This window comes from Pseudoalteromonas piscicida (assembly GCF_002744175.1).
GTDB classification, from domain to species: domain Bacteria; phylum Pseudomonadota; class Gammaproteobacteria; order Enterobacterales; family Alteromonadaceae; genus Pseudoalteromonas; species Pseudoalteromonas piscicida_B.
On record NZ_NKHF01000023.1, the window covers coordinates 24,350 to 36,404 of the forward strand.

Sequence of the window (12,055 nt, forward strand, 5' to 3'; positions counted from 1 at the left end):
ATATTGCAAAAATGCAGCGAAGTTTGGCTTTGCCTACTTTTATTATTATTTTTTGAATATTTAATCGACTCGCACCACCACAGTCTTACCTATGTAATCGTGAAGCGCTCGAGACTTGTGATTTGATAATACGCTGACAAGTTCCGCTAAGAACCAAAACAACAGTACCGCCTCAATGCCTGATAAAAGATACAACACGATAGTTGGAACAGTATCGTTTATAAATAATTCGATACTCAAAACCATAAAGAGTGCCCACAGCAACATATAAAGCACCAGACCAACGGACTCGCGACGAAGCGACTGCTTAATATTGATCTTTTGTTCTGTATCATGGTCAACCACCTTGATTCTGGTAACCACCTTACCAAACGTTTGCCCATAACGCCCGTGCATAAATAGGTTATAAAGCGACATTTGAATCCAAGCAAGCGTCGAGAGTAACAAGTTACCGCCGTGATAATTAAAACCAAAAATTAAACTCTCAATAGAAAAGACAGCAGAAAGAATGAGCGCATCAATAAATATTGCTCCAACTCTTCGCCAAAATGTCGCATATTTACACGGTTCGATATGCACTTCAGTGCTTGTCTCACTTTGTCTGTCGTAACTATTAAACTTGTTGTTAAGTAGCGTTACCACCGTTTCGTAACGCTCAGGGTACCTGTCCCTATCGATATGTTTTTTTGCTTCTAGTAGTTCTTCGTATGAATATTCTGAAAATGGGGGCACTTCAAACACTTTTTATTTTTCCTAAATAACCTGAGGTTTGGATAAGGAGTGAGCTAACTCATTGTTTTTAAAATTACACTAAATTATTTCCTTATCTAGCCAAAGCATTTTGGGGTAACACCGCTTCCGCGTCCTACTCTCGCTAAAGTATCTACATCCTGTAGGCAAGGCGAATTTACGCAACAATAATTGGAAGTGAATTCAACGCAGTTAGCGCAAAAGCTGGTTGCTAGACAGGCATTAAGTATCCGAATAAATAGTGTTAATGCCGCAAACAAAAATGCAGACTAAACAAAGCTTGTAAAACGTGCCTACAGCCTTTACCTAGCTGTGGCCAGTCGTTTAAATTCGAGTTATTTATACCAAATAACGGTACAAACTTAAAGTGTATAGGGTAAAAACTAGCAACTAAGCGCCATTTGCGCATTTACTATATTGTAGAAGGATGACACTGCGCAGTTAGGAAATAGGCGTCGGCTCTGAGCCATGAAAGTCGAGATACAAGGCTTTTAAATTCGTTGGGATCAGAGGCCAGCCAAAATCAATACCTTGCTGCGTTGCACACCAAAAAAGGTGCTCTACGTAATATACATCAATGAACTCACGTATTGCAGGACTTGCATCAACAAGTTGATTACTGATAAATCCCAAATAAGCTTTTGAACACTCCTGCTTTTTGTGATTAAAAGCCTGTGTCGTTAAATCGGCAAATGCTTCCATTTGATAGGTTGTTGCCCACGGTTCATGCTTGTCCATTAACGGCCTCACTTCTGGAAACAAGCATTTGATTTGATCGAGTAATCCCTTTATTTCTTTTTTAGCCACGAATTAATTGCCCTCATTACAACAAACTCATTAAATTACCTAAAATAACCACAATATACCAGTGCCTGTCCTCTTTATTTCCCTTTATTTGTGCTACTTCGTTGGGACACATTTTCCCGTAATATGCCGTAACTTGCTGTAATGTATTTAGTCGTTATCAAGTACTAGTATGAACAAGCGGATTGATGAGTTACCACTCATCAAAAGGACATTTCTCTTTGTTGTGAGGTTGTTATGTGTACTAGAGTTTTTAATAATTGGGATAGCGCCTATTTGGCGACTGCCAGAAATATGGATTGGATGTTTATCTTGCCCACCAGCCTATTTGTATTCGAAAAAGGGCTGAAAAAATCGGGGCTTGAGCCAGTTTCGGAACTAGGGGCAATAGCAAGCGAGAAAACTCGCAACCCTCTTACATGGACATCATCTTATGACAGTGTTGTTGCGATGGTTGGGGATGACAGCAGTGGTTGGGCAGCCTCCGATGGCATGAATGCTATGGGGCTGGTAGCAAATGTATTGTACGACTCAGGCGCGACGTACGGTAAGTCAGTATGCAAAAATAAAAAACAACTAAGCGTATTGCGTTGGTTGCAGTATGTGTTAGACAAGTTTGTCCTTGTTAAAGAAGTCGTTGACGTTTTTAGTAAACAAGAAATTCAGATCCTCGGAGCAGAAGTTCCCAACAGTGAAGGAAAAACTGCGGCGCTACATTTAATGGTGTCGGATATCAGCGGGGACTCAGCCATTATAGAAGTTAATAATGGTACTTTTCGCATCTACCATAGCGCAGATTATCGCGTTGTCACTAATGAGCCGAGCTATGAAGAACAGCTAAAAATTAATGATTATTGGCTGTGGCAATGGAGCGACAAAAACAGTCATCCAAGCCATACGATCCCAGGTGGCCCATATTCAACCGACAGATTCGAGCGCGCTGCGTTTTATCTTAATCACTTAGACTTACCAAACGATGAGCATGACGCCCTTGCACAGGCTCGCTCGGTTGCGGCAAGTGCATCTGTACCTCTTGGCTATAATTTTATAAGCAGTGCCAGCCCAAATATATCTAATACCTTGTGGACAACCGTTGCTGCGCATAGGAGCCAAACCTATTACTTTTGCAATGCTCGCACGCCCCATGTTGCTTGGGTGGAGCTGGCAAACTTTAAGTTTGAATCGCCAGTCAGTGCCTTCACATTGATAAGCGAAAATCCTTCTGGTGAGTACATCAATAGCACCAGAAACGGCAAATTAAACAAGCATTTTGAACCCACAGAAGATCCGTTCAAAAAGTAAGGTTTGCTGCGCTTTTGAGCCAAACACGCCATAGCTCGTTTTGGCTCAAAAGCCTTTAATTTACCACCATATTCACAGCCATCACTAACAACAGCACCGCAAATACCTTTTTAATCGTGGCAACGGGCAAGTGATGCGTGGCTTTAGCCCCCATTGGTGCAGTAAACCAAGAGGTACATACAATTCCCAACAGGGCTGGCAAATAAACAAATCCGGCAAAACCATCTGTGAGTGCAAGTTGCGCACTACCCGAGCTAATGTATCCAACAGAGCCAAACAGTGCGATAACAATGCCACATGCAGAAGCGCACCCAATTGCCTTTTTCATATCAACAGAGAAAAACGTCAACAGCGGCACCAAAAGCGCTCCACCGCCAATGCCTATCATGGCAGATAAACCACCGGTGAGCGTCGTTAATACCGTGAGTATACCTTTATTCGGTAACTGTCTTTGAATTGTAGGCTCGTTTTTGCTGCTATAAAACATTTTTATTGCTATCAATACCACGCTTACTGCAAATACAATACGCACTGCGTTTTCGGGCAATAGTGCAGCCAAAAAACCACTGATAAGTGCACCTAGTGCAACGCCTGTCATTATCCACGGCGCCAAATCCCACGGTACATTACCATTTTTATGATGGGCGATTGCCGATGAGGTAGAAGTAAATAAAATGGATGCCAGCGATGTCGCTACAGCGGCTATGACCACTTGCTCCGGCGGTAACACGTTAAAGTACAATAAAATACTACTCAGCACCGGAACAATAACCAGCCCACCGCCAATACCTAACAATCCGGCTAAAAAGCCGACAACACTACCGAGTAGTGCACAATACACAAACAACAATATCAACTCACTCATTCTACTTTTCTCTTCTTTTAGTTGAGGCGCAATCACCTAAGTGAACAATACGGGCGTTGCTTTTAGCCTTTCCTGCCACCTAAGCGCTGGCGAGTATAACAACATAAGGCCTTGGTATTGGTGCTTTTGACTTAGATAAGCCTTGAATATTCCTCACGTTTTACTTGAAACAAATGCAACTTAGACATTTAGCAGTCTAGACTTTCAGAAATCCAGTTGGATTTATTCCAAGATTGCCCAAAATTTCTGCATATGCAACTGGATAAAGTGCATCACTCTACGTAACTCATGAATCAGGTTCATGTTTTATGTGAAATAAAACCGTTTTTCTTCATCTGGTGATCCACGTATAAATCTCACATCACTTAATGTTCGGCACACCCACAGCGTAACTGTGTATCTCTGTTTAACGCAGTGAAACGTCATCGCCGAGCACGTCAGCATTAGAATTGGATACCAAAAGATCATGAATAACGAGTTTACTTTCACTATTAAGCGCATTCGTCTTGACGAGAATTATCACCCGTCAAACAGCACACGGATCACCACCAACTTTGCTAATTTAGCAAGAGGCGAGAGCCGCCAACAAAACTTACGCAATGCTTTGCAGATGATTGATAATCGCTTTAACGCATTGGCTAACTGGGATAACCCAAAAGGCGACCGCTACTCAGTTGAACTTGAGATTGTCTCTGTTGATATGGACATTGCGGGTAGCGGTCAAACTTTCCCGTCAATAGAAGTGTTAAAAACCAATATCATTGATCATAAAACTAATGAACGTATCGAAGGGATTGTCGGCAATAACTTCTCATCTTACGTCCGTGACTATGACTTTAGCGTACTACTACTTGACCATAATAAAGATAAACCTAAATTCAGCATTCCAGCTAATTTTGGCGACTTACACGGTAAGCTGTTTAAATATTTCGTAGACTCTGAGACTTACAAAAGTCACTTTAGTAAACCACCTGTGATTTGTTTGAGTGTATCGGATAACAAGACTTATCATCGCACCGAAAACCAACACCCAGTGCTTGGCTTTGAGTATCAACCAAATGAATCATCGTTAACTGAACAGTATTTCAAAAAGATGGGCCTACAGGTGCGCTACTTTATGCCACCAAATAGCGTTGCACCGCTGGCTTTTTACTTCTTTGGAGACTTGCTAAATGACTACACCAACCTTGAGTTGATCAGTACCATCAGCACCATGGAAACATTCCAAAAGATCTACCGCCCAGAGATTTACAATGCCAATGCGGTGGCCGGCAAGTGCTATCAACCAAACTTGAAAAACTCTGATCACTCGCTAACACAAATTGTTTATGACCGTGAAGAGCGAAGCAAGCTGGCGATTGCGCAAGGCCGATTTGCCGAAGAGCATTTTATCAAGCCTTACCAAACCGTGCTTGAACAGTGGTCTGCGAATTACGCTTTATAATCAACGGGAATATGGAACAGTATTTATTATGAAAACACTCTTACCAACCTCGACCGCTGGCAGTTTACCTAAGCCTGCATGGCTTGCTCAGCCAGAGACCCTGTGGTCACCTTGGAAACTAGAGGGCGACGAGCTTATTGATGGCAAAAACGATGCGCTACGTATTGCTTTGCAAGAGCAACGACTTGCCGGAATTGATATCGTGAGTGACGGTGAGCAAACCCGTCAGCACTTTGTAACCACTTTTATTGAACACCTAAGCGGTGTGGATTTTGAGAAGCGTCAAACCGTTAAAATTCGCGACCGCTATGATGCCAGCGTACCTACTGTGGTTGGCCCAGTATCTCGCCAAAAGTCGGTTTTTGTTGAAGATGCCAAATTTTTACGCAGCCAAACAGACAAACCTATCAAATGGGCATTACCAGGTCCTATGACGATGATAGATACGCTGTATGATGACCACTACAAAAGCCGTGAAAAGCTAGCATGGGAATTTGCGAAGATCCTTAACCAAGAAGCCAAAGAGCTGGAAGCCGCTGGAGTCGACATTATTCAATTCGACGAACCTGCGTTTAACGTGTTTTTTGATGAGGTCAACGACTGGGGCATTGCAGCGCTTGAGCGTGCTATCGAAGGACTAAAATGCGAAACCGCTGTGCATATTTGCTACGGCTACGGTATTAAAGCCAACACCGACTGGAAAAAAACCTTAGGCTCAGAATGGCGTCAATATGAAGAGGCGTTTCCTAAGCTACAAAAATCCAATATCGATATCATCTCTTTAGAGTGTCATAACTCTCACGTGCCCATCGACTTGTTAGCGTTGATCCGTGGTAAAAAAGTGATGGTTGGTGCGATTGATGTTGCAACCAACACTATCGAAACGCCAGAAGAAGTTGCCAACACGCTACGTAAAGCCCTTGAGTTTGTTGACGCCGACAAACTCTACCCATGCACTAACTGCGGCATGGCGCCACTTTCTCGTGAAGTGGCAAGAGGTAAACTAGCCGCATTGAGCGCAGGGGCAAAACTTGTGCGCCAAGAGCTATTAGCCAAAAAATCAGCTTAATAAGCGTTGTGCTAGTAAACGCGCTAACAGCCAGATAAAGTTTAAACTATGTGCCGCCTTCAAGGAACGATAGTGGCGCAGCTTTACAAGCTTGTTCATCGTCCAGCTTTATCGAATCACAAAGGTGCACGCTAAGTTCTCAATCCTACATAGCTTTGTAAATCAAGATTCAACACCCTAAATACTATTCACTTCCATGCCAACTAACCAAGCGTAGATTACTGTTACACGGTGAATGAAGGGTGATTAATGCACCACACATCTGGTTCACATTTACATTAAAAATTTACATGTGATTATTTTATGTTAGAGTAAATCGCTCCCAAATTGAGAACACACTAACAGATCTTTTTGGACTTTTAGGTATGAGTCGGTTGGTGGTGAAAGTTGCTACTATGGAAGCACCAAAAACTACATCAGCCACTTTAAAGTTGTCTTACGTCGAAAACAGCGCACCATCTAGAGATAACAACATTTGAGGTGCTGGTAGGTTGTTTGAAGCGACCTCCCAATTTGAATCCTCAGAGTCTATGAATGAATTCATAACTAATGCTGCTGAGCATGGTATAGAAATATCTTTTAATGGTAGTTGGTCCTGTCCTCACTGTAGTGTTGTTATTAGTGACTCAGCTGAATAGAAATTGAGAAAGAGGTAATAAAATGGATATTTTAAATATGATGAGAGACGGTACTATTGGTGTCTTACCAGGCATGATTATAATCCAAACAATTCCGATAGCAATCGTCAGCTATTTGCTAGCTAGAGCCAAGTATAGAAATACTTTTGCTGCCGCTCTTTTAGGATTAATCCCCGTACTAAATTACCTTGTGCTGGTATATTACGTTGGCATACCAAAGCAGGAACAAGTACCAAATAAAAAAGTGTGAATGTGAATGACAAGTTAACTCTTCCATATAAACTGTGTGCAGGAGTTAACTATAAGCACCTTCAAGTATCTTGCGAATAAGATAGATCATTATAGATAATGGACAGCCACCTCAAACCTACCCATGTACTAGCTAACCTGAACATCGGATAATTAATGCTTTTCTAGCAGCCAGTTTTACCGCTAACTGCGTTGAAAACTTCGTTTTTAAACTACTAAATGGCAAATTTTTAGCCTTGTGAAACATGCTACCAACTTAAAATAAACCCGATAACAAATGTGAGAGCAAATGAGATTGACTCCAAGCTTTGGATTCCCTAAGTTGCTTTAGCTTTACTTTATCTAATTTCATATCCATTACTACTTTCTCCGATAATAATCATGCTAAATATTATCTTTAAAAATCATCACGTTAGGTGTGTCACTCATACGGCAGTTTTACGTTATTGTTGTGTCATGACCAGAGCGCCACGTAGATCATACCAAAATCAAGTTAATGAGCTACGGATAGTACGCATTGTATCCAGCAGAACTATTCTTTGTCTCTCGTAAACAACCTTCTTACACTCCCCTTCATTTGATACATCGAGTTTTTATTTCGTTCTATCGCGTATTGGGTGACATTGAATTGCACCTGAATAACTATGTAGCTCTCAATAAAAACGATATTAAAGGTGGCGATATGCCTTTTGGATTGAAACGGACGCTCATTTGCACTTTACTGGCTTGCACTGCATTGCCAACACTCGCACAGACTGAGGTGGGATTACAGGCTAAAGACATTTTTGAGCTGGAATATGCAAACGACCCACAAATATCACCAGATGGTACTCAAGTTGTTTATGTGCGTAACAGTAATGATGTAATGAAGGATGCTAAGCGACAAAACCTCTGGCTCGTCAATACCAAGTCGGGCGCACAATCGCCACTTTTTTCTGATGAGCACAATTACAGTCAACCTCGTTGGTCACCAGATGGCAGCAAAATCGCTTTTGTGAGCAATGTATCTGGCAGCACTCAAATCCATGTCCATTACGTTCCGCAAAACCGCACAGCACTGCTAACGCAGCTGCAATCGGGAATAAGTGGGTTAACTTGGTCACCAGATGGCAAATGGCTGGCTTTTAGCCAAAAGGTTGCTGAAAAACCAGCGGTGATCGCCAAAATGCCAGAAAAGCCAAAAGGCGCGAAGTGGTCTGACTCTGCCATCGTTATTGACAAAGCCTATTATCAAGCCGACGGCAGAGGCCTTATCAAACCAGGCTATCGCCAGATCTTCGTGTTACCGAGTGAAGGGGGCACGCCACGCCAATTAACCTCTGGTAATTATCACCATAGTGGTAAACTCGCGTGGCGAGCTGACGCAAAGGCCATTGTATTTTCAGCAAACCGCATTGCAGACTGGGAATACAAGCGCCTAGAAGGCGACTTATTCGAAGTTGATTTTAACCGTAATATCACGCAGCTTACGTCTGCTCCTGGTCGTGAGTACGCACCTAGTTTTTCTGAAAATGGTAAACAGCTGGCTTACCTTAGTGCATCGAACGCGCTAAACCCTTACCGTAATAGCAAACTGAATATTATGGATTGGCAGGACAAAACCTCCCACATGATTGCCAAAGACTTCGACCGCTCAATCCAAGACCCAACTTGGATTGGCAGTGATAGATTGGCGATGACTTACGATGACCATGGCAAGCGAAAGCTCGCGAGCATCACCACAAAAGGTAAAATTACCGACATCACAGATACGCTCTCAGGTACAACCCTTGGTCGCCCTTATCTAAGCGGTGAGTTCAGCGCTAACTTTGATGGAGAAATTGCCTTTACGCAAGGGTCGAGTGAGCGCCCAGCAGACGTCGCCATTACAACAAGAAAAGGCAAAGTAACGCAATTAACCAATCTAAACGAAGACCTACTTGCACATAAAACCCTTGGTAAAGTGCATGAGATCACATATAGCTCGTCGTTTGACGGAGAGAAAATTCAGGGCTGGTACATTACACCACCAAACTTTGACCCGAAAAAACAATATCCATTACTACTAGAAATTCACGGCGGCCCACACTTAGCCTATGGTCCGCATTTCTCGGCAGAGTTACAGCGCTATGCCGCTGAAGGTTACGTGGTGTTTTACGACAATCACAGAGGCAGCAGCTCTTACGGCGAGCGCTTTGCGATGTTGCTGAAGTACAAATACAGCTCAAAAGAAGACTTTGCCGACCATAACTCAGGGGTAGATGCGATGCTTGAGCAAGGCTTTATCGACAAAGATAACTTGTTTATTGCTGGCGGTTCTGCCGGTGGTATCGCAACGGCTTACGCGATTGGCCTAACGAACCGTTTTAACGCCGCGGTTGTAGTTAAACCTGTGATCAACTGGCTGAGTAAAGTGCTGACCGCCGACAGTGGTCTTGGCCAAATTCCAACGCAATTTCCAGGTATGCCTTGGGAACATGTGGACCACTATTGGCAGCGCTCACCGCTTTCGCTCGTTGGCAACGTAACTACACCTACCATGCTAATGACGGGTGAAGAAGATTTACGTACACCAATGGCCGAAACCGAACAGTTCTATCAAGCACTTAAGCTACGTAAAATTGACTCTGTACTGGTAAAAATTCCCGGAGCACCACATGGGATAGCTGGCCGCCCTTCTCGGATGATCAGCAAAATCGAGCATACGCTTGCTTGGTTTGAGAAATACAAAAAATAGCCATAGAAGCCGCGCATGCGGCTTTTTTCAGCAAAAATATTACCGCGCTCTTCTATCAGTGCGGTTTTAATTTACGCGTATCACTCCTTCGAAAAAAGCACTTTATCTGCATTGGCACTGCTCCTCCTTAGGCTTTCAGCAAGAGAAAGAGTGAATCTCACCCAACCAGATTCTCACGTCAGTTTAATCTAGTTCTACCCTCATGACGGGCTCAACCTCATCGAAAATCACGCCCCAGCTAATGCATTTGTGAAAATACACACTTATCAGACCACTTCCACCGAATTGCATTAACTAATTGATATTTAGGAATAATGCATTCGCTATGAATAATTTTTCCTCGAAGAAGGATTTTTTAATTATATTTTTCACTTTTCTCTATATTTTAGCTTTGGTAAGCTACGCGCTTTAGCTAATTTGTACCTATCTAGTTACAATCTTTAACAGGGTAACCTATGAAAAGAACTCTTGCGGCCACGCTTATCGCTGGCGTGACCACAATTCCAACCGTGCAGGCAATTGAGCTGTATAAAGATGAGCAAAACAGTGTCACTGTTGGTGGCTTTATCGATGCTAGGGTGATCCATACTCAGGGCGAAAGCGAGTTGGTCAATGGCGCATCGCGTATTAACTTTGATTTCAAACGTCAGTTAAAAAACAACTGGCAAGCTTTTGCGCTGCTAGAATGGGGCGTCAACCCGGTAGGGAGTAGCGATATTGTTTATAATAATCGCTTTGAATCAATCCAAGACGAGTTCTTATACAATAGGTTAGGCTATGTTGGTATAACACATGAAGACTACGGCCAAATTACCCTGGGTAAGCAATGGGGCGCTTGGTATGACGTAGTGTATAGCACAAACTATAGCTTAGTTTGGGATGGTAACGCTGCCGGTGTTTATACCTACAACAAAGACGATGGCGCTATCAATGGTACGGGCCGCGGCGACAAGATACTTCAATACCGTAATAACTATGGTAAGTTTAGCTTTGCCGTACAAGCGCAATTAAAGTCCGACGACTTTTATACATGCGATATCGTAGATATTTCACTTAGCTCATGCGAAGCCCTATTTAATCAAGGCAATAATGCAGCGCAAAAAGTAGAGTTTAATTCAACCTATGGCGCTGCACTCACCTACTCAGCGACAGAAAACTTAACCCTAACTGCGGGCATTAACCGAGGTGAGTTCGATATTGTGTACGCAGGGGGCAGAAACCAATCTGTTGAAGATTTAATTTATGGTGTGGGTGTGACCTATGGCGACTTTTCTCAGCCTGGCTGGTACGGCGCAGCCAACATCAACAAAAATGAAAATCATGATACCGACAATTTAGGACGCTTAATCAAAGATGCTGTTGGAGTGGAGTCTTTACTCAGCTACCGCTTTGATAATGACATTCGTACTTTTATCGCTTATAACGTATTTGATGCTGGCGATGACTATGTCATTCAACCTAATTTTAATGCAGATCCAAACGACGTCTTCAAGCGTCAATTTGCAGTGCTCGGTATGCATTACTTCATGAGCGAAGACACCATTTTGTACATTGAAGCGCGTAAAGACTTTAGTGACTTTTCAAGTGCTAATGCAGCGCAGGAAGCGCAAATGTCGCAAACTGAAGACGATGGCATCGCTATAGGCTTTCATTACAGCCTGTAGCCTAACCTCAAACGAGTTAATAAAAAAGCAGAGTCGTTTGTTACTATGACTCTGCTTTTTTTTGTGTGTAGCCATCCAACTCAATATTCCAGCATAATAAAAATTCGGAAGCCATTAACACAATCAACTAGCTAAGCTTGCTCAAAATCCAGCCACACTATTGTTTATCGAGAACAAGGTATTCAATTTTACATCTACTACTGCCTTCGGCTATGCGAATCGATACTTTTTTTCCAGCTAATTGAGCTGCCAATAGTGTAGAGTATTGCGCCTTACCACCTGGCTCTGCTACCGAAAGACTCAAATACACCCCAACTACCGGCGAGCAACTAAGTTTCTTCTCATCATCATATGTTCCAATAAGTACTTCACCATCTTGTTTAATGTAAAGACGTTTAACTTCAACACTCTCACATCGCACTCCACTGCAGGTCGCCCACGATACATTTGAAACAATCGCTAAAGCCATAATAAATAAATATCTCAAAATAACACCTTTGAATTTGAAATTAATTTCCACTGTTTTTTTAGAATAAAGGACGAAACCCAAGTGA

10 protein-coding genes are annotated in these 12,055 nt (G+C 42.6%); 6 read left to right on the forward strand and 4 right to left on the reverse strand.

Annotated features, from left to right (window positions below):
• Positions 1 to 60: 60 nt before the first annotated feature.
• Entirely contained in the window at positions 61 to 741 is a 681-nt protein-coding gene (locus CEX98_RS04490; RefSeq protein WP_099640922.1) for an RDD family protein, read from the reverse strand.
• A gap of 450 nt (positions 742 to 1,191) precedes the next feature.
• Positions 1,192 to 1,557: a DUF7674 family protein gene (locus CEX98_RS04495; protein WP_099640923.1), complete on the reverse strand. Its 366-nt coding sequence runs from the start codon at positions 1,555 to 1,557 to the stop codon at positions 1,192 to 1,194.
• Between the two features lie 234 nt (positions 1,558 to 1,791).
• Here CEX98_RS04495 and CEX98_RS04500 point away from each other — a divergent pair, with 234 nt between their 5' ends.
• Positions 1,792 to 2,856, forward strand: coding sequence for a linear amide C-N hydrolase (locus CEX98_RS04500; protein WP_099640924.1), 1,065 nt, complete (start codon positions 1,792 to 1,794; stop codon positions 2,854 to 2,856).
• Positions 2,857 to 2,911: 55 nt separating this feature from the next.
• Here CEX98_RS04500 and CEX98_RS04505 read toward each other — a convergent pair whose 3' ends face one another.
• Entirely contained in the window at positions 2,912 to 3,721 is an 810-nt protein-coding gene (locus CEX98_RS04505; RefSeq protein ID WP_099641022.1) for a sulfite exporter TauE/SafE family protein, read from the reverse strand.
• Positions 3,722 to 4,187: 466 nt separating this feature from the next.
• On the opposite strand from CEX98_RS04505, the gene CEX98_RS04510 reads away from it, so the two are divergent.
• The 5 genes from CEX98_RS04510 (at position 4,188) to CEX98_RS04535 (ending at position 11,501) form a co-directional block, all read left to right on the forward strand.
• Positions 4,188 to 5,165, forward strand: a complete 978-nt coding sequence (locus tag CEX98_RS04510) for a DUF1852 domain-containing protein (RefSeq protein ID WP_099640925.1) — start codon at positions 4,188 to 4,190, stop codon at positions 5,163 to 5,165.
• A 28-nt stretch (positions 5,166 to 5,193) separates the two neighbouring features.
• Positions 5,194 to 6,234, forward strand: a complete 1,041-nt coding sequence (locus tag CEX98_RS04515) for a methionine synthase (protein ID WP_099640926.1) — start codon at positions 5,194 to 5,196, stop codon at positions 6,232 to 6,234.
• Positions 6,235 to 6,894: 660 nt separating this feature from the next.
• Positions 6,895 to 7,122, forward strand: a complete 228-nt coding sequence (locus CEX98_RS04520; protein ID WP_172439719.1) for a hypothetical protein — start codon at positions 6,895 to 6,897, stop codon at positions 7,120 to 7,122.
• Positions 7,123 to 7,803: 681 nt separating this feature from the next.
• On the forward strand, positions 7,804 to 9,837 hold the full coding sequence (locus CEX98_RS04530; protein ID WP_099640927.1) for a S9 family peptidase: 2,034 nt from the start codon (positions 7,804 to 7,806) through the stop codon (positions 9,835 to 9,837).
• Between the two features lie 455 nt (positions 9,838 to 10,292).
• The gene (locus CEX98_RS04535) at positions 10,293 to 11,501 is read left to right on the forward strand and encodes a porin (RefSeq protein WP_099640928.1); all 1,209 of its coding nucleotides are present in this window, start codon (positions 10,293 to 10,295) and stop codon (positions 11,499 to 11,501) included.
• A gap of 157 nt (positions 11,502 to 11,658) precedes the next feature.
• On the opposite strand, the gene CEX98_RS04540 is transcribed toward CEX98_RS04535, so the two are convergent.
• Positions 11,659 to 12,051 (reverse strand): hypothetical protein, encoded by a 393-nt coding sequence (locus CEX98_RS04540; RefSeq protein WP_143484319.1) that lies wholly within the window; start codon positions 12,049 to 12,051, stop codon positions 11,659 to 11,661.
• Between the last annotated feature and the right edge of the window lie 4 nt (positions 12,052 to 12,055).

Coding starts and splice junctions, on each gene's coding strand:
- CEX98_RS04500 (WP_099640924.1), top strand. CDS start 1,792: ATGTGTACTAGAGTTTTTAATAATTGGGATAGCGCCTATTTGGCGACT.
- CEX98_RS04505 (WP_099641022.1), bottom strand. CDS start 3,721: ATGAGTGAGTTGATATTGTTGTTTGTGTATTGTGCACTACTCGGTAGT.
- CEX98_RS04510 (WP_099640925.1), top strand. CDS start 4,188: ATGAATAACGAGTTTACTTTCACTATTAAGCGCATTCGTCTTGACGAG.
- CEX98_RS04515 (WP_099640926.1), top strand. CDS start 5,194: ATGAAAACACTCTTACCAACCTCGACCGCTGGCAGTTTACCTAAGCCT.
- CEX98_RS04520 (WP_172439719.1), top strand. CDS start 6,895: ATGGATATTTTAAATATGATGAGAGACGGTACTATTGGTGTCTTACCA.
- CEX98_RS04530 (WP_099640927.1), top strand. CDS start 7,804: ATGCCTTTTGGATTGAAACGGACGCTCATTTGCACTTTACTGGCTTGC.
- CEX98_RS04535 (WP_099640928.1), top strand. CDS start 10,293: ATGAAAAGAACTCTTGCGGCCACGCTTATCGCTGGCGTGACCACAATT.